We start from the raw sequence: 17,868 nt of genomic DNA, 5'->3' as shown, positions 1-17,868 counted from the left end.
GAGAAAAATAGCCTACGACGCGACCAAGGGTTAATGTGCGCGGCGTTCACGCTTGATTAGACTGCACCCGAATATTTTCATGACGCTCTTGGCGGCATGATCTAGCCCCGATCGCCGGCGTGGCGAGCGGGCCTGTTCTGAAGGAGTACGCATGGCTGTCTACAACTACGACGTAGTGGTGCTGGGGTCCGGCCCGGCAGGAGAAGGGGCGGCAATGAATGCCGCCAAAGCAGGGCGCAAGGTGGCGATGGTCGATAGCCGTCGCCAGGTCGGCGGCAACTGCACCCATCTGGGCACCATCCCGTCCAAGGCCCTGCGTCACTCGGTGCGCCAGATCATGCAGTTCAACACCAACCCGATGTTCCGGGCCATTGGTGAGCCGCGCTGGTTCTCGTTCCCGGACGTGCTCAAGAGCGCCGAGAAGGTAATCGCCAAGCAGGTGGCTTCGCGCACCGGCTACTACGCACGTAACCGCGTTGACGTGTTCTTCGGTACCGGCAGCTTCGCTGACGAACAGACCGTCGAAGTGGTCTGCGCCAACGGCGTGGTCGAGAAACTGGTAGCCAAGCACATCATCATCGCTACCGGCTCGCGTCCTTATCGCCCGGCCGATATCGATTTCCATCACCCGCGTATCTACGATAGCGACACCATCCTCAGCCTCGGCCATACGCCGCGCAAGCTGATCGTTTACGGTGCCGGTGTCATTGGTTGCGAATACGCCTCGATCTTCAGCGGTCTGGGTGTACTGGTTGAGCTGGTGGACAACCGTGGTCAGTTGCTCAGCTTCCTCGACTCGGAAATCTCCCAGGCGTTGAGCTACCACTTCAGCAACAACAACATCACCGTACGTCACAACGAAGACTACGAGCGTGTTGAAGGGCTGGATAACGGCGTGATCCTGCACCTGAAGTCGGGCAAGAAGATCAAGGCGGACGCCTTGCTCTGGTGCAACGGCCGTACCGGCAACACCGACAAGCTGGGCCTGGAAAACATCGGTATCAAGGTCAACAGCCGTGGCCAGATCGAAGTGGACGAGAACTACCGCACCTGTGTGCCGAACATCTACGGCGCGGGCGATGTGATCGGCTGGCCGAGTCTGGCCAGTGCCGCTCACGACCAGGGTCGTTCGGCAGCGGGCAGCATCGTTGATAACGGCAGCTGGCGCTTCGTCAACGACGTGCCGACCGGTATCTACACCATTCCTGAGATCAGCTCGATCGGCAAGAACGAGCAGGAGCTGACCCAGGCCAAGGTGCCTTACGAAGTCGGCAAGGCGTTCTTCAAGAGCATGGCGCGTGCGCAGATCGCCGGCGAGCCCCAGGGCATGCTGAAGATCCTGTTCCACCGCGAGACCCTGGAAATCCTCGGCGTACATTGCTTCGGTTATCAGGCGTCGGAGATCGTTCACATTGGCCAGGCCATCATGGATCAGCCGGGTGAGTGCAATACCCTGAAGTACTTCGTCAACACCACCTTCAACTACCCGACCATGGCTGAAGCCTATCGGGTAGCGGCCTACGACGGCCTCAACCGGCTTTTTTGAGCGGCTCCGGCCGGTGGCCTGAGCCGGCCGGGGAGACCGATTTCAGCAATTCTCGAGGGTGGCAGTGGCCAAACCGGGAAAGTCTGTAATCAGGCTGTCTACGCCGAAGTCAGCGAGCCTGCGCATCAGCGCCGGTTCGTTGACTGTCCACACCGACACGTGCAAGCCCTGGCGCTGAGCTTTTGCCAGGCGTTCCGGGCTGCACAGTGTCCAGTTCAGCGCAAGCATCTCACAGCCATAGTTCTGGGCGACCTTCAGTGGGTCGAGCCAGGCGTATTCGGCTACCAGGCCGCGCGAGATGTCCGGGGTCAATTCCAGGGCGGCAGCGAGCACTTCCCGTGAGCTGGAGGTGATGGTGATCTTGTCGAGCAGGCCAAAGCGCAGCGCCATTTCGCGGATAGCCAATACCGTGGTGGCGGCACGCATGCGTGAGGCGCTCTTGACCTCAAGTTGCCAGTGCTTGAAATCGCACTTCTCGAATAGTTCCTCAAGGCGCGGGATGGGGCAGGGGTGTATCCAGCCCGGCCCACCCTTGCGTGCGTCATAGGTCACCAGATCACTGGCGTTGTGCTCAACCACCTTGCCGCGTCGACCGGTAGTGCGCTTGAGTGTCGGGTCGTGAATGACCATCAGTTCATTGTCGGCAGACAGGTGCAGGTCGAGTTCGCAACGCCGCACGCCATGGCTCAGGCATTGCTGGAAGCTGGTCAGGGTATTCTCGGGCGCTTCGCCCTTGGCGCCACGGTGGCCGTAGATCTGGGTCACGTTTGTTCCTTCAAGGTAAAGAGTGAAACTCAGGTGGGCGTTGCGCTGTTCTGCTCCAGTGCCTGGCGCCGTTGTTGCGCCTGGCGTTGCAGGATGTAGCGCGCCAGTAGCTGGCGTTGTGCGTCGGTGATGTCGATGAACTCGGCGCCAATATCGAACAGCCCGTCAGGCTTGCTGTCGCAATGCGTGACCTTGGCGCGTAGCAGCAACCCCAGGGCTTGCGGCATCAACACCATTTTCACCGCGACGCGGCTGCCCACAGCCAGCGCCTGGCGCTGGCGGGCCTCGATGCCGCCTTCGGAGAGTTTTACGGCGTGCGGTTCACCGATCTGCCCGAGCAGGCTCTGGGCGACTACCTGACTGAGCAAATCGATGCGTTTGTTCTGGGCTTTGAGAAAGGCTGCGAGGGTGCGGTCCTTTTCGCTGACCTGGCGCAACAGGTGCTGTGACTCGAATTCGCTCAGGTGCAGTTCGCTGAGCAGGTTGAACAGCGGTGACGCATCTTGCAACAACTCTGTGCCAGACGCATCGGCAACGTTCAGTGGGCGAATTTCCAGTGCGATCCTATCCTCGATACGGTAGTATTCGCGGCGATCTTCTTCATCTAATGTCGACATGGCGAACCCATGGTAGCGGCGGTGGTCTGAGTGTAAAGCTGCTGTCCAAGCCCCGCCACAAGGACGTTCCTCTTTCATCCGAACAAGCCCCGACATGTTCAGACCTCTCTTCGTATTCATCGGTACGCGTTATACCCGTGCCAAGCGCCGCAACCACTTCGTCTCGTTCATTTCCCTGACCTCGATGATCGGCCTCGCCCTGGGCGTGGTGGTGATGATCGTGGTGCTTTCGGTCATGAATGGCTTCGATCATGAGATGCGTACCCGCGTACTGGGCATGGTGCCCCATGCCACGCTTGAAACCGGCCAGCCCATCAATAACTGGCCTGCACTTGCCGATACAGTAAAGCAGAACCCGCAGGTGGTGGCGGTGGCACCGTTCACCCAGATGCAAGGGTTGCTGACTCACGATGGCAAGGTGCAGAAAGTCTTGCTCAATGGCATTGACCCAGGTCAGGAGCGCAAGGTCTCGATCATCGATGACTTTATCCGCCAGGGCCGGCTTGATGACCTGGTGCCCGGTGAGTTCGGCATCATGATCGGCGACAAGGCGGCGACCAAGTTGGGCGTCGGCATTGGCGACAAGCTGACCTTCGTTGCACCTGAAGTGACCGTGACGCCTGCTGGTATGTTCCCGCGCATGAAGCGGTTCACCGTGGTCGGCATCTTCCATGTTGGCGCTGGCGAGATCGACGGCTACCTCGGGTTGACCAACCTCTCCGACCTGTCGCGCTTGCACCGTTGGAAAGCCGACCAGGTGCAAGGCCTGCGACTGAAGTTCGATGACCTGTTCCAGGCGCCGCGCACGGCCTGGAGCATCGCCCAGAAACTGGGTGACCAGGAGTTCTACGCCCGCGACTGGACCCGCAGCCACGGCAACCTGTACCAGGCCATCCGCATGGAAAAAGCCATGATCGGCCTGTTGTTGCTGCTGATTGTCGCCGTCGCTGCGTTCAACATCATCTCCACGCTGGTGATGGTGGTGAACGACAAGAAGGGCGATATCGCCATTCTGCGCACCCTGGGGGCAACCCCGGGGCAGATCATGGCAATCTTCATGGTCCAGGGTACGGTCATTGGCGTGGTCGGTACGCTTATCGGTGCGGTGGTCGGCATTGCCGCTGCCCTGAACGTCAGTGCTGCGATCGCCGGCCTTGAGTCGTTGATCGGCCACAAATTCCTCAATGCCGACGTCTATTTCATCGACTACCTGCCGTCCCAGGTGATGGCCGAGGATGTCTGGATGGTCTGTGGCGCGGCACTGGTCCTGAGTTTCCTCGCCACCCTGTATCCGGCCTGGCGTGCGGCACGCACCCAGCCAGCGGAGGCGCTACGTTATGAGTGAGTTGGGCATGAGTAATAAAGCTGTGCTGAGTTGCCGCAACCTGGGCAAGTCCTATGAAGAGGGCCCGGAGTCGGTTCGGGTGCTCTCGGGCCTGCAGTTGGAACTGCACCCGGGTGAGCGTATAGCCATCGTCGGCAGTTCCGGCTCGGGCAAGAGTACCTTGCTCAACCTGCTGGGTGGCCTGGATACGCCCACCGAGGGCAGTGTCTGGCTGGCTGGTGAAGAGCTTTCGGCGCTGGGTGAGCGGGCCCGAGGCCTGTTGCGCAACCGTGCGCTGGGGTTTGTCTACCAGTTCCACCACCTGTTGCCAGAGTTCACCGCGCTGGAGAACGTCTGCATGCCGCTGCTGATTGGTCGTACCGCCATTCCTGAGGCGCGCGAGCGCGCTGAAGCGCTGCTCAAGCGGGTAGGGCTGGGGCATCGTCTGAGCCACAAACCGTCTGAACTGTCTGGTGGCGAACGTCAGCGCGTGGCCATTGCGCGAGCGCTGGTCAATCGCCCTGGCCTGGTCATGCTTGATGAGCCGACCGGCAACCTCGACCAGCATACCGCCCAAGGTATCCAGGAGCTGATGAAGGAGCTGAGCAGTTCGTCGCAGACCGCCTTTCTGGTGGTAACCCACGACCTCAGCCTGGCCCGGCAGATGGACCGCGTACTGCGCCTGGAAGAAGGGCGTCTGGTGCCGATCTGATCTGGCCGTACAGGGTGTCGGTCGTGAATGGCCGGCACCGTGTTCTTTCTCTTTTTCCGGGTGCTTCAGTTCATGTTCAGACCCTTGTCTATTTTCATTGGCGCACGCTACACCCGCGCCAAGCGCCGTAACCACTTTATCTCGTTCATCTCCATGACCTCGATGATCGGCCTGGCCCTGGGCGTGCTGGCGATGATCGTGGTGCTGTCGGTCATGAACGGTTTTCAGCGTGAAATGAGCGCACGGATTCTCGGCATGGTGCCCCATGCTGCCCTGCTGGGCGTCAAGCCGGTGGATGACTGGCAAGCCGTGGCCGCTACTGCGCTGAAGAACCCGCAGGTGATTGCCGCAGCACCACTGACAGAGCTTGAAGGCATGCTGTCCTACAAGGGCATGATGCAGCCGATCCAGATCAGCGGTATCGACCCGGCTCAGGAAGCCAAGGTGTCGATCGTTGCCAGTCACATCGTTCAGGGGCGCCTGGATGACCTGAAACCGGATGAGTTCGGCGTGGTGATCGGTGAGATTACAGCGCGGCGTTTCCATTTGAATGTCGGTGACAAGCTCACCTTGATCGTGCCGGAAGTCAGCACCGCGCCAGGCGGTATTACCCCGCGCATGCAGCGCCTGAACGTGGTGGGCGTGTTCAAGGTTGGTGCCGAGCTTGATGGCTCCATGGGCCTGATCCACATGGCCGATGCGGCGCAGATGCAACATTGGGCGCCGAACCAGGTGCAGGGTGTACGCATCAAGGTGCAGGACCTGTACAGCGCACCTCAGGTGTCGACAGCGATTGTCGGTCAGTTGGGTGACCAGTTCCGCGCCGATGACTGGACCCACACCCAGGGTAGCCTGTTCAGTGCCATGAAAATGGAAAAGACCATGATTGGCCTGCTGTTGATGATGATCATCGCGGTGGCGGCGTTCAACATCATTGCCACCCTGATCATGGTCGTGAATGACAAGGGCGCGGATATCGCGATCCTGCGCACCATCGGCGCCACGCCCGCGCAGATCATGGGCACGTTCATGGTGCAGGGGACATTGATCGGTATCGTCGGCACGCTGATCGGGGGCGTACTCGGGGTGATCGCCGCGATCAATGTCAGCCAACTGGTCGGTTGGCTCGAGCGTGTGAGCGGGCAGCATATCTTCACCTCCGACGTGTACTTCGTCAGTACCTTGCCGTCGGAACTGCAATGGGGCGATGTGGCGTTGATCTGCAGTGCAGGGCTGGTGATGAGCTTCCTGGCGACGCTGTATCCAGCGTGGCGTGCCTCGCAGGTAGAGCCAGCGTACGCCCTGCGTTATGAGTAAGCCCATTGCAGCCCTGTTGGAGCAGGCTTGCCTGCGATGCAAGCACCGCGACCTTGCTGGCACCGCGCTGATGCTATCGCGGGCAAGCCCGGCTCCTACAGGATGCGTTGGAGCAGGCTTGCCTGCGATGCAAGCACCGCGAACCTGCTGACACTACGCTGATGCTATCGCGGGCAAGCCTGGCTCCTGCAGGATGCGTTGGAGCAGGCTTGCCCGCGATGCAAGCACCGCGAACCTGCTGACACCGCGCCGATGCCATCGCGGGCAAGCCCGGCTCCTACAGGGTGTGTTGGAGCAGGCTTGCCTGCGATGCAAGCACCGCGAACCTGCTGACACTACGCTGATGCTATCGCGGGCAAGCCCGGCTCCTACAGGATGTGTTGGAGCAGGCTTGCCTGCGATGCAAGCACTGCGAACCTGCTGACACCGCGCCGATGCCATCGCGGGCAAGCCCGGCTCCTGCAGGATGTGTTGGAGCAGGCTTGCCTGCGATGCAAGCACCGCGAACCTGCTGACACCACGCTGATGCTATCGCGGGCAAGCCCGGCTCCTGCAAGATGCGTTGGAGCAGGCTTGCCTGCGATGCAAGCACCGCGAACCTGCTGGCACCACGCTGATGCCATCGCGGGCAAGCCCGGCTCCTACAGGATGGGCTGCAGCCCCCTACGCTGTCGGCAACTCAATCACGAAGCGCGTCCAGCCCTGCGCTGATTCGCCATGAATGCTTCCGCCATGCGCCTTGATGATCGATTGGGTGATCGCCAGGCCCAAACCTGCGTGCTCACTGTTGCCCTCATGGCGCGCCGGGTCGACGCGGTAGAATCGGTCGAACAGCCGCGGTATCAGCGCTGGGTCAATCGGCTCGCCGCTGTTGGCCACTTCCAGCCTCACACCCGCATCCTGCTGCTCAATCTTCAGGCGGATCTCGCCGCCAGCCGGGGTAAACCGCAAGGCATTGTCCAGCAGATTGGACAGTGCCCGGCGCAACATGTGGCGGTCGCCTTCCAGTCGCGCCTGGCCGATATGGCTCAAGCGTACCTGAGCGTCCTCGGCCAATGGTGCGTAGTACTCCAGCAGTGCGCCAACCTCATCTTCCAATGCCAGCGGCTGGCGGCTGGGCATTAGCAGGCCGTTATCGGCCTTGGCCAGGTAGAGCATGTCGTTGACCAGCTGAGCCATCCACTGCAGCTCTTCAAGGTTGCCGTGCAGGGCCTCGCGGTACTCTTCCAGGCTGCGCGGACGGGTCAGGGTGACCTGGGTGTGGGTCAGCAGATTGGACAGCGGCGTACGCAACTCATGGGCGATGTCGGAAGAGAATGCCGAAAGGCGCTGGAAGGCATCGTCCAGTCGCTCAAGCATGGCGTTGACGGTGTTCGCCAGGTCCGCGAGCTCAATCGGCATCTGGGCTACCGGCAGGCGAGTGGTCAGCGATCGGGCCGAAACCCCGGCCGCCACTTCACCCATCTGCCGTAAGGGGCGCAGGCCACTGCGTACGGCCCAGGCACCGAGCAGGGCGGTGGCCAGTGCCGAGAGACCCACGGTCAGCCAGATCAGCCGTTGCATGCGCTGCAGGAAGTGCTGGTGATGGGTGATGTCGAGGAACAGTGTCAGGTTCGGTGTGCCGTCGCCGTCGAGGGGTTCGCTGAGGCTGCGATAATCGGCGCCGTCGCTCGTCAGGGTGTTCAGGCCGGGCGACATTGGCGAGTCCGGCAGGCCGGGCTGGCTATCGAACCACAGGCGTCCGTCATTGCCGCGGATGCGCACGGCCAGATCGGCCTGATGGCTTAGCTCCGTCTGCAGCGCAGGCAGCCGCGTGTTCAGGCTTGCAGGGTCATGCACGCCCTCAAGTAGCTGACGCATCAACGACAGGCGGCCGCTGAGCAATTGCTGGTCCAACTCGATGAAATGAGTTTCGCTGGCGCGACTGAACAGTACGCCAGCAAACAGCGAGACCACCGCCGTGCAGGCCGCAAACAGCAGCGCCAGGCGGTTGCCGAGTGAAAGACGGCGCATCAGGCCGTCCGCTCTTCGAGGACGTAGCCCATGCCGCGCACGGTATGGATGAGCTTGTTGTCGTGTGCGTCGTCGATTTTGAGGCGCAGGCGGCGGATAGCGACCTCGATCACGTTGGTGTCGCTTTCAAAGTTCATGTCCCACACCTGCGAGGCAATCAGCGATTTTGGCAGTACTTCGCCTTGGCGGCGCAGCAGCAGTTCAAGCAGGGAAAACTCCTTGGCGGTCAGGTCGATGCGTTGCCCGGCGCGTTCCACCCGGCGGCGGATCAGGTCAAGGCTCAGGTCTGCCACACCCAGCAGGGTTTCTTGTGTCGGGCTGCTGCCGCGACGCAGCAGGGTGCGTACCCGCGCCAGCAATTCGGAAAAGGCGAACGGCTTGACCAGGTAATCGTCGGCACCCAGCTCCAGGCCGTGCACGCGGTCTTCCACGGCATCGCGCGCCGTCAGGAACAGTACCGGGGTATCCAGCCCGGCAGCGCGCACCGCCTGCAGGATCTGCCAGCCATCACGGCCCGGCAGCATGACATCGAGAATCAACAGCGCGTAATCGCCGCTGAGTGCCAGGTGCTGGCCCGTATTGCCATCGGTGGCCAGCTCTGCGCTGAACCCGGCTTCACTCAAGCCCTGGCACAGGTACTGGCCGGTCTTGGCCTGGTCTTCGACGATCAGCAGTTTCATGGGGCGCTCATGGTAAGGGTGGGCAGGGCGTTATACCGTGGTGTGAATGGCAAAAGGCAAAGCTGACAAAGTTGTAATCTTTTCGTCAGCTGGTTGCCAGTGGCACCTCGCTAGAGTGGCTGTCATGTCGAGACAACCCCGGAGTAAACCGACCATGTCACGTTTTATCCTTGCCGGCGCCTTGGCGCTGTTCAGCCTGCCGCTGTTTGCTGCGCCGGCGCAACCCTTTGCCTTCGGTCATCCCGCTACCGCGGACCAGGCAACCCGTACTGTCGAGGTGGAACTTGGCGACATGTACTTTGCCCCGCGTGCGCTGCAGGTCAAGGCGGGTGAGACCGTACGTTTCGTGCTGACCAACAAGGGCCAGTTGCCACACGAGTTCAACCTCGGTGATGCGGCCATGCATGCTCGGCATCAGCGGGAAATGCTCGCCATGCCGGGTGGGATGGATCACGCAAAAATGGAACATGGAAACATGAGCCACATGACGATGAATCATGGCGGGATGATGCACGGGGGCGGGATGTCCCATGACGATGCCAATGTGGTAATGGTCGCTCCCGGCAAGACCGCAGAACTGACCTGGACGTTCACCCAGTCGACCCCGATCGAGTTCGCCTGCAACGTTCCGGGCCACTATCAGGCCGGCATGGTGGGCAAGCTGACCATCGCTCAGTGACAGGTGATTGCCCAACGCATGGCACAAACCCGATAAACTAGGCGTATTTCGTCCTTCAGGTTTGAGCCATGCACCCCGCCGCCGAACATTCCCCGCTGGGCAAGTCCAGCGAATACATCGCCACTTACACCCCGTCCCTGTTGTTCCCGATCCCGCGTGCGGCGAAGTGGGCTGAACTGGGTGTCAGCGCCGACACCTTGCCGTGGCAGGGTGTCGACTACTGGAACTGCTTTGAGCTGTCCTGGCTGCTGCCGTCCGGCAAGCCGGTGGTGGCCATCGGTGAGTTTGCGATCCCGGCCGATTCGCCGAACATCATTGAGTCGAAGTCGTTCAAGCTCTACCTCAATTCGCTGAACCAGACTGTATTCGCCTCGGTGCAAGCGCTGCAGGCCTGCCTGGAAAAAGACCTTTCGGCGGCCGCTGGCAAGCCGGTCGGTGTGCGCGTGCGTACCTTGTCTGAGGTCGAAGGGGAGGGCGTAGCGGCGTTGCCGGGTGTCTGTATTGATGACCTGGATGTCAGCATCAGCCAGTACGAGCATCCTCAGCCGGAGTTGCTGCGCTGCGATACTGGGCGGGTGGTCGAAGAAACCCTGCACAGCCATTTGCTCAAATCCAACTGCCCGGTCACCGGCCAGCCGGACTGGGGGAGCGTGACCGTGCATTACCGTGGCCCGGCACTCGACCCTGCCAGCCTGTTGGCCTACCTGATCAGCTTCCGCCAGCATGCGGACTTCCATGAACAGTGCGTGGAGCGGATCTACCTCGACCTCAAGCGTCTGCTCAAGCCTGAGACGCTGACGGTGTATGCGCGTTATGTGCGCCGTGGCGGGCTGGACATCAACCCCTACCGCAGTACCGATACGATCAGCCTGGGCAATTCGCGGTTGGTACGCCAGTAGCACCAGCGCCTGCAGGGCTGCAGGTGCTGGCTCTGGTACTCTCAGATACCCATGCTTTGCAGGCTCTGAACGATATTGCGCAAGGTGGCTGTCAGGCCAGGGTGGTCGACTTCGAAGCGTTCGACCGCCAGGTTCACCCCGTCTACCAGGTTGTTCTCTGTGGAGAATCGCTCCAGTTTGAGCTCGGTTTCGATCTGTTGCATCAGCTGTTGCAGGTTTTCACGCTCTTCCAGTGAGAGCGGTGGATTTTGCTCCAGTTGCTCGCGCAGGGCCTCGATTTGCTGTTGCAGTTCGCGGGCAGGCATGGTGATCTCCCTCTATGAATAGGCACAGCCATGGACCACCGCCACTGGCGAAAGGTCCATGCCATGTCTGACAGGGTAATCCACTCGGCGTTGCTTTGCATGACCCGGATCAACGGTGGTGTGTCAGGGCTTCTCGCCTTTGAGTCGACGCTGGCCAATATCGGCGAGGCAATCGTCGAGCGCTTCCAGATGGTCGATGACTGAATGCACGCCCAAGGCATAGAGCTGCAGTGTCGCCTTGCCGCGTTTGTGTGCCTGCTCTTGCGGGCTCAAGGCCTGCCACTGGCTGCTGCTCAAACCACATAATGAGCCGCATGCCGCCAGGCCTATGGTCCAGAGACCCGCGTTGAGCCCGGATTGCAGCAACCTGGGTTCGCCGCTGACCAGCACGCAGCCATCCAGTTGGTTTACTTTCAGCGCCATCAATGCATGCCAGCACGCGTCCGGTGCCGGCCAGGGCGTGTCGTGCATACTGCTGTGCGGCTTGAGCCAATCGGGCAAGGGGCGGCTCAAGTGTTCGGCCACAGCGAGCGGGATTTCATCGATCCAGCCGCAGGGCACGGCTTGCCTGCGCAGGCGTGCCAATGCCGGCAGTGCGCCGGGAGTCGCCTGTGGCGAATGCTCGAAACTATCGCTACGTGCGCCAAAGTCAACCAGGCAGCCGCGTAGTCCGAATAGCAGTGCGGTTAAAGCAGGTGATTGGGGCATGGCATCGTCCCTGAAATAACCTTGCAGGCTACGCACAGAGGATGACAGCCAGATGACGATCAAACAATGTGGCAATTGTTTACATTTTGCTGATCCCGGCCATGTCGCGCTGACTAATCTGAGACATACCCTTTATACTGATTTCATTTTTGAGTTTGGGGCGCTGATAGCGCCTTGTGATTGTCGAGGAGTGAGTGTATGCGCAGGATTGGTACAGGCTTGATTGATCGGATGACCCGTGTCTGCGTCTGTGCCGGGCTGCTGCTGGGGCCCCTGGCGGCCCAGGCGGCAACCGAGGAAGACCCATGGGAGAGCATCAACCGGCCCATCTTCCGCTTCAACGATACGATCGACACCTATGCGCTCAAGCCTTTGGCGCAGGGTTACCAGGCCGTCACGCCACAGTTTCTGGAAGACGGTATCCACAACATGTTTCGCAACATCGGTGATGTTGGCAACCTGGCCAACGATGTCCTGCAGCTCAAGCCTCGTGCTGCCGGGGTCGATACCGCACGGCTGATCTTCAACACCACCTTTGGCCTTGTCGGTTTCTTCGATGTGGGCACCAAGATGGGGCTGGAGCGCAACGATGAAGACTTCGGCCAAACGCTGGGTTACTGGGGCGTAAGCAGCGGCCCATACGTCGTATTGCCATTCCTGGGCCCAAGCAACGTCCGTGATGCCATTTCCAAGTACCCGGACACTTACACCGAACCCTTCCGTTACATGGGCCATATCCCGACCCGTAACACCAGTATTGGCGTTGATGTAGTGGATACCCGTGCCAGCCTGTTGTCAGCCGAGAAGATGATTCGTGGCGACAAGTACACCTTCATCCGCAACGCCTACCTGCAAAACCGTGAGTTCAAGGTCAAGGATGGGCAGGTCGAAGACGACTTCTGATCCGCAGAAGCGCTAAAAGGCGTCCCGGCCGCCGTCGGCCGATACGCAGCGCGTGCATCGCTGGCAAGACCCGCCCCTGCACCGTGGGAGCACGCTTGCCTGCGATGGTATCGCTGCTGCTTAGCAAGCGTGCACCTCTTTCCTGGGCGTGGCTCAGTGCATTTCGATGATGCGCAGGCCCAGTTTCTGCTGGCCTTCGGCCTGATCGGCGATCCACACGACCCGGGTACTGGCCTCCAGCCCTTTGAGGGCGGGGTGATCAGACTCGATACGCACCTCAAGCGCGTCACCGACCTTGAACGAGCGGGGGGCCTGAACCTGCAGGCCGCTGCTTGAAAGATCCAGACATACAGCGGCGATGACCTGGTCGGCGTGGATCAGGCTGACATCCTTGTCCACTTTCATTCGAATGAAATCGCGCTTTTCGCTGTAGTCTGCGTGGATTCGACTCATACCTGCATCCTTCCATTGGGTTGCGGTCAAAGCCGTTTTTATAACTCCCGGCTCTTTGCGCTGTAAAGAGCGTCAGCGACCATCGGCGTGAGCTTGAAACACCCGGCAGATGGGAGTACCGTCTGCGCCTTACAGGGCACCTCTGATATTTGCTGGGCAGGTCATCTTGTCCTACAACTCATAGAAGAGAGGCTAGAAGTGAATCCAGTAAGTGCGCTCCGGCCCGACCGAGCCGCCTACCCCAACCTATTTCTGGCGCCGTTTGCCCACATGCAGAAAACCAGTGCAACGCTGCTGATAATCGACGATGACGACGTAGTACGTGCCAGTCTCGCCGCCTACCTCGAAGACAGCGGTTTCAATGTCCTGCAAGCGAGTAATGGCCAGCAGGGTCTTCAAGTCTTCGAGCAGAACCAGCCCGATCTCGTGATTTGCGACCTGCGCATGCCGCAGATGGGTGGCCTGGAGCTGATTCGCCAGGTGACTGAGCGCACGCCTGATCTGCCGGTCATTGTGGTGTCTGGCGCCGGGGTCATGAATGACGCCGTCGAAGCGCTGCGGCTGGGTGCTGCCGATTACCTGATCAAGCCTCTGGAAGACCTTGCAGTACTTGAGCACTCGGTGCGTCGAGCACTGGACCGTGCGCAACTGGTACTGGAAAACCAGCGCTACCGGGAGAAACTTGAAGCGGCCAACCGCGAACTGGAAGCCAGCCTGCACCTGTTGCAGGAGGACCAGACAGCGGGTCGTCAGGTGCAGATGAACATGTTGCCGGAAAGCCCTTGGGTGGCTGGTGACTTTTCATTCGAGCACCAGATCATTCCGTCGCTCTACCTCTCGGGCGATTTTGCCGATTACTTCCGTGTCGACGAGCGTCGTATTGCCTTTTACCTGGCGGATGTTTCCGGCCATGGGGCGTCGTCCGCCTTCGTCACGGTGCTGCTCAAGTTCATGACCACGCGCCTGTTGTTCGAGTTCAAGCGCAGTGGCACCCTGCGTGATTTCAAACCCTCGGAAGTGCTCGGGCACATCAACCGAGGGTTGATCAACTGCAAGCTGGGCAAACATGTCACTATGGTAGGTGGCGTGATCGATGAAGACACCGGTCTTCTGACCTACAGTATTGGCGGGCACTTGCCGTTGCCGGTGTTGTATACCCCAGGCCAGAGCCGCTACCTCGACGGTCGTGGGCTGCCGGTGGGGTTGTTCGAGGAAGCCACCTACCAGGACCTGGTCATGGAGTTGCCACCAGCATTCAGCCTTACGCTGCTATCTGATGGCATTCTGGACCTTTTGCCTGGCAGCACACTCAAAGATAAAGAAGCCGCCTTGCCGGAAATCGTCAAGGCAGCGGGCGGCAGCCTGGATGGGCTGCGGCAACGATTCGGATTGGCTACGCTTGGGGAGATGCCGGATGATATCGCCCTATTGGTGTTGAGCAGGAACCTTCAATGAGTACTGGTAGAATCCAGTTCGCCGAGCAGAATGGCACCTTCGTTCTGAAGTTCGTCGGTGAAGTACGCCTTACCCTGTGTTCGGCGTTGGATGCGACTATTGAAAAAATCTTCACCGCGCTGAATTTTTCGGCGATCGTGATTGATTTGACCGAAACCCAAAGTATCGACAGCACCACCCTGGGCCTGCTGGCCAAGCTGTCGATTCTCTCGCGGCAGAAGGTTGGGCTGCTGCCGACCGTGGTCACCACCCACGCCGACATCACCCGGCTGTTGCAGTCGATGGGTTTCGATCAGGTATTCAACATCGTCGACCGGCCGATCCCGTGCCCGGAATGCCTCACCGACCTGCCGTCTCAGGACCAGAGTGAGGACGTGGTACGGGCCAAGGTACTTGAGGCGCACAAGATCCTCATGGGCCTGAACGATTCCAATCGCGAAGCCTTCCACGACCTGGTCAACGCCCTCGAGCGAACCTGATCGTGCCCAGGGGCGCGTTTCTGCGCTCCCTGGTAACTTCCCTGACTACTGGCGTTGCCCGCGAGGAAACTCTGTGGGCGGCGAGCCGTCTGCGTTGAGCTGGAAAACTCGCTCCGGCTGCCCCTGCGCGTTGAAAAACACCTGACCCAGGCCTGCGCTGTTCCACAGTCGCTCGCCAGCCTTGCTGTGTGTCGGGGTGCGCGGAATGACTTCCATACGCCGACGCTTGGTCAGCCAGTTCAGTGGCGAACGCGGTGAATACAGCCAGCGGTTGAGGCGGTCGAAGGTCTCCAGCAGGCGCCGTGGAAACTGGTTCTTGATACCGCTGCTGGTGATCTGCCAGAGGTGTGGGCTGCGTTGGCGGTGACGAATCAGCACTTCGTAGACAAACGAGTAATGCACATCACCCGAGAGGATCACGTAATGCCCGGGTGTGCGTGAGTGGCGGAAAATATTCAGGATCACCTGCGCCGCGCCCCGATGAGCCATCCAGTTCTCGGCATCCACCAGCAGCGGATAGCCTAGCCAACTGAATACCCGTTGTACGGTTTCAATCAGCTTGACGCCGAAGATCGGCGCCGGCGAGACGATAATCGCTGAAGGGTGGTCAAGCAGGGCCTGTTGCAGTTCGCTGAGGGCTTCCCAGTCAAGCAAGCCTGAAGGGCGCTTGAGGTTGCTCTCGCTGCGCCAGCGGCGGGTGCGGGTGTCGAGTACCAGCAGCGCTGGGGTGCTGGGCAGCGCATAGTGCCAGTTCTGGAAACGCAGCAACTCACCGATCAGCGCATCCTGTTGCGGCCTGTTCAGGTAGCGGTCGTTCATGGCGCCGTCGGCCAGGCCCTGCCAGCTTGCCAGTAACCGCGTGAATGCGTCCGGATTGTTGCCCCAGCCCTGGCAAAGCAGGTAACCGATCAGTGCATTGCCGATGATGCGTCGCGAGAAGGGGTGGCCATAGGCACTTTCCTCCCACTGCGCCGACAGGTTCCAATCGTCGGTAATGTCGTGGTCGTCAAAGATCATCAGGCTCGGCAGGTGCGCCAGCACGCGGGCAACCTGGCCAAGGCCTGCGACGAACCTGCGAATCACGGCTTGCTCATCGTCGTAACGTTGCTGGCGCTCAGGCGTCAGTGCTGGCGGTTGCGGATCGATCAGCGTCCAGCAGACGGGCGACCACACCAGCAGGTACATGGCCATGACTTCGGCGAAGGTGACCAAGTGATTGTCGGCATTGCTGCTGGTGAAAATAGGTTTGCTGGCACCGCCGAAAAACCGCTCGCGCAGGGTTTCGTTGCTCTTGATTTCCGGCAGCAGGTCAGCGCGGTGGTAGTAACTGGCGGGGTGTTCGTACAGCGCGGTGCTGTCCTCGACCACCGCGCCCTCCAAACGCTCCTCGAACAGCGCCAGGCGAGCAATCAAGGCATGGATAGCACGCAGCATGGGCCCAGCGACATCGTCGGCGTAGATCTGGTCGCCGCTCATCATCAGCAGTGCCGGGCGTGCCCGTGCAGTGTGTTCGGTCGCCAGCAGCCGGTCGGCGCAGAGCAGGCCGTCTGCCGCGTCGAAGTGGGGTTTGCGGCAAGAGCCATGCAGCACGTTGTCCAGTTGTGCACGCAAGACGAAGTCAGGGCGTTGCTTGCCGTCATACAGCAGGTGCGGTGCCCAGTCAGCGATACGCTGCGGCTTGCTGGCGCCGTGAATGATCAGGTCATAGCCGATCGCTTCATCGACGGGCAAGGGGGTGTCCAGCTTCACGTCGATCAAGTGCACAAAGGCATGGCGGCCAATCGGCACAATGCGGCAACGCTCGCCTTCCAGGGGCAGTTCAACAGGGGCTGTGCCCGTGCAGTACAACAACAGATCAGGCTGTAGCGGCTGTGAAGCGACCAGCCACATCACCAACCGCGAAGGTTCCAGGCGGCGTAACAACGGGCCAGCCAGCACCAGCGGCAAGGTAGGGTTTTCGGGCATCGGCAACTCAGGTCAACTCAGGCGGGGAGGGGCATGCGCGGGGAGGGCGTCGAAGCAGGCGAACCCGCTTCGACAGCACATTGCCTCAGGCTTTTGCGGCCAGCAAGGCTTCAAGCTTTTCCTGGTCGCGGGCGAACTGGCGAATGCCTTCGGCCAGTTTTTCGGTGCCCATCGCGTCTTCGTTCATGGCCCAGCGGTACTGGCTCTCGCTCAGGTGCTGGCGCGGCTCGCCAGCATGGCCCGGGCTGAGTTTACGCACCAGTTCGCCTTGGTCGTCGGTCAGTTGCTGCAGTAGCTCCGGGCTGATGGTCAGGCGGTCGCAGCCGGCCAACTGTTCGATCTGGCCGATATTGCGGAAACTGGCGCCCATGACCACGGTGTCGTAGCCATTGGCCTTGTAGTAGTTGTAAATGCGCGTGACCGACTGCACGCCCGGGTCTTCGGCACCGACATACTCCTTGCCGGTGGACTTCTTGTACCAGTCATAGATCCGGCCTACGAATGGCGAGATCAGGAACACACCGGCATCGGCGCAGGCCACAGCCTGTGCGAAAGAGAACAGCAGGGTCAGGTTGGTCTGGATACCTTCGCGTTCGAGCTTTTCGGCAGCGCGAATACCTTCCCAGGTCGAAGCCAGCTTGATCAGTACGCGGTCACGGCCAACGCCGGCCTTGTCGTACAGCTCGATCAGTTGGCGCGCCTTGCTCAGCAGGGCCGGCTCATCGAACGACAGGCGTGCATCCACTTCGGTGGAAATACGCCCTGGAATGACTTTCAGGATACCGCTGCCGACGGCCACCGCGAAGGCATCGCAGGCCAGCCCCAGGTCGCCTTTGCTGTTACGCACGGCCTGGTCGAGCAGCTCGGCGTAACCGGGCATCGCCGCAGCCTTGAGCAGCAGCGACGGGTTGGTGGTGGCATCGACGGGCTTGAGGCGGCTGATTGCATCAATATCGCCGGTATCGGCAACCACGGTAGTGAACTGCTTGAGTTGGTCCAGCTTGGAAGTCATGAGCGTGCTCTGTCCTGTGCGATTCCTACGACATTA

General features: G+C 60.6%; 18 protein-coding genes. 9 read left to right on the top strand and 9 right to left on the bottom strand.

All coding sequences use genetic code 11. The features are described from left to right. Positions 1–151: 151 nt before the first annotated feature. Positions 152–1,546 (top strand): Si-specific NAD(P)(+) transhydrogenase, encoded by a 1,395-nt coding sequence (gene sthA, locus UIA24_RS11895; protein ID WP_065758470.1) that lies wholly within the window; start codon positions 152–154, stop codon positions 1,544–1,546. Positions 1,547–1,588: 42 nt separating this feature from the next. Here the strand turns inward: sthA and UIA24_RS11890 are convergent, their stop codons facing one another. Both UIA24_RS11890 and UIA24_RS11885 read right to left on the bottom strand, forming a co-directional pair. Further along, positions 1,589–2,311, bottom strand: coding sequence for a glycerophosphodiester phosphodiesterase (locus tag UIA24_RS11890; protein ID WP_330522917.1), 723 nt, complete (start codon positions 2,309–2,311; stop codon positions 1,589–1,591). Positions 2,312–2,340: 29 nt separating this feature from the next. Next, a complete protein-coding gene (locus UIA24_RS11885; RefSeq protein ID WP_330522916.1) occupies positions 2,341–2,928 on the bottom strand; it encodes a PilZ domain-containing protein in 588 nt (195 codons plus the stop codon). A gap of 94 nt (positions 2,929–3,022) precedes the next feature. On the opposite strand from UIA24_RS11885, the gene UIA24_RS11880 reads away from it, so the two are divergent. From UIA24_RS11880 to UIA24_RS11870, 3 genes are all read left to right on the top strand, one after another. Further along, complete coding sequence (locus tag UIA24_RS11880; protein ID WP_330522915.1) at positions 3,023–4,273, top strand: lipoprotein-releasing ABC transporter permease subunit; 1,251 nt, start codon at positions 3,023–3,025, stop codon at positions 4,271–4,273. A gap of 7 nt (positions 4,274–4,280) precedes the next feature. Continuing rightward, positions 4,281–4,964, top strand: a complete 684-nt coding sequence (gene lolD / locus UIA24_RS11875) for a lipoprotein-releasing ABC transporter ATP-binding protein LolD (RefSeq protein ID WP_176717400.1) — start codon at positions 4,281–4,283, stop codon at positions 4,962–4,964. A 72-nt stretch (positions 4,965–5,036) separates the two neighbouring features. Next, the gene (locus UIA24_RS11870; protein ID WP_330522914.1) at positions 5,037–6,281 is read left to right on the top strand and encodes a lipoprotein-releasing ABC transporter permease subunit; all 1,245 of its coding nucleotides are present in this window, start codon (positions 5,037–5,039) and stop codon (positions 6,279–6,281) included. A gap of 663 nt (positions 6,282–6,944) precedes the next feature. Here the strand turns inward: UIA24_RS11870 and UIA24_RS11865 are convergent. After that, a complete protein-coding gene (locus tag UIA24_RS11865; protein WP_330522953.1) occupies positions 6,945–8,297 on the bottom strand; it encodes a heavy metal sensor histidine kinase in 1,353 nt (450 codons plus the stop codon). After that, positions 8,294–8,974: a heavy metal response regulator transcription factor gene (locus UIA24_RS11860; protein ID WP_065758476.1), complete on the bottom strand. Its 681-nt coding sequence runs from the start codon at positions 8,972–8,974 to the stop codon at positions 8,294–8,296. Before UIA24_RS11860 ends, UIA24_RS11865 begins: the two co-directional genes overlap by 4 nt. A 154-nt stretch (positions 8,975–9,128) precedes the next feature. Here UIA24_RS11860 and UIA24_RS11855 point away from each other — a divergent pair, with 154 nt between their 5' ends. Then, complete coding sequence (locus UIA24_RS11855; protein ID WP_330522913.1) at positions 9,129–9,653, top strand: cupredoxin domain-containing protein; 525 nt, start codon at positions 9,129–9,131, stop codon at positions 9,651–9,653. A gap of 68 nt (positions 9,654–9,721) precedes the next feature. Continuing rightward, complete coding sequence (gene queF, locus UIA24_RS11850) at positions 9,722–10,552, top strand: NADPH-dependent 7-cyano-7-deazaguanine reductase QueF (protein WP_065758478.1); 831 nt, start codon at positions 9,722–9,724, stop codon at positions 10,550–10,552. A gap of 41 nt (positions 10,553–10,593) precedes the next feature. Here queF and UIA24_RS11845 read toward each other — a convergent pair whose 3' ends face one another. Beyond that, complete coding sequence (locus UIA24_RS11845; protein ID WP_330522912.1) at positions 10,594–10,857, bottom strand: DUF4404 family protein; 264 nt, start codon at positions 10,855–10,857, stop codon at positions 10,594–10,596. A gap of 123 nt (positions 10,858–10,980) precedes the next feature. Next, positions 10,981–11,565 carry a phosphonoacetaldehyde phosphonohydrolase-related protein gene (locus UIA24_RS11840; RefSeq protein ID WP_330522911.1) on the bottom strand — a complete coding sequence of 195 codons (585 nt, stop codon included), beginning with the start codon at positions 11,563–11,565 and terminating at the stop codon, positions 10,981–10,983. A 198-nt stretch (positions 11,566–11,763) separates the two neighbouring features. Between UIA24_RS11840 and UIA24_RS11835 the strand changes: the two genes are divergently transcribed. Continuing rightward, positions 11,764–12,468 carry an MlaA family lipoprotein gene (locus UIA24_RS11835; RefSeq protein WP_099775388.1) on the top strand — a complete coding sequence of 235 codons (705 nt, stop codon included), beginning with the start codon at positions 11,764–11,766 and terminating at the stop codon, positions 12,466–12,468. A 153-nt stretch (positions 12,469–12,621) separates the two neighbouring features. On the opposite strand, the gene UIA24_RS11830 is transcribed toward UIA24_RS11835, so the two are convergent. Then, positions 12,622–12,921, bottom strand: a complete 300-nt coding sequence (locus tag UIA24_RS11830) for a PilZ domain-containing protein (protein ID WP_099775387.1) — start codon at positions 12,919–12,921, stop codon at positions 12,622–12,624. 270 nt (positions 12,922–13,191) lie between these two features. Here UIA24_RS11830 and rssB point away from each other — a divergent pair, with 270 nt between their 5' ends. Then, the gene (rssB, locus tag UIA24_RS11825; RefSeq protein ID WP_330522910.1) at positions 13,192–14,376 is read left to right on the top strand and encodes a two-component system response regulator RssB; all 1,185 of its coding nucleotides are present in this window, start codon (positions 13,192–13,194) and stop codon (positions 14,374–14,376) included. After that, positions 14,373–14,855: an anti-sigma factor antagonist RssC gene (rssC, locus tag UIA24_RS11820; protein ID WP_065758484.1), complete on the top strand. Its 483-nt coding sequence runs from the start codon at positions 14,373–14,375 to the stop codon at positions 14,853–14,855. Before rssB ends, rssC begins: the two co-directional genes overlap by 4 nt. A gap of 45 nt (positions 14,856–14,900) precedes the next feature. Here rssC and UIA24_RS11815 read toward each other — a convergent pair whose 3' ends face one another. Then, on the bottom strand, positions 14,901–16,820 hold the full coding sequence (locus tag UIA24_RS11815) for an alkaline phosphatase D family protein (protein WP_330522909.1): 1,920 nt from the start codon (positions 16,818–16,820) through the stop codon (positions 14,901–14,903). 85 nt (positions 16,821–16,905) lie between these two features. Continuing rightward, positions 16,906–17,832 (bottom strand): transaldolase, encoded by a 927-nt coding sequence (gene tal / locus UIA24_RS11810; protein WP_065758486.1) that lies wholly within the window; start codon positions 17,830–17,832, stop codon positions 16,906–16,908. Positions 17,833–17,868: the final 36 nt, after the last annotated feature.

The organism is Pseudomonas sp. AL 58 (assembly GCF_036348395.1).
GTDB lineage: Bacteria > Pseudomonadota > Gammaproteobacteria > Pseudomonadales > Pseudomonadaceae > Aquipseudomonas > Aquipseudomonas defluvii.
The sequence above is the reverse complement of the archived record's forward strand: the minus strand, read 5'-3'. Positions and strand labels throughout refer to the sequence as shown.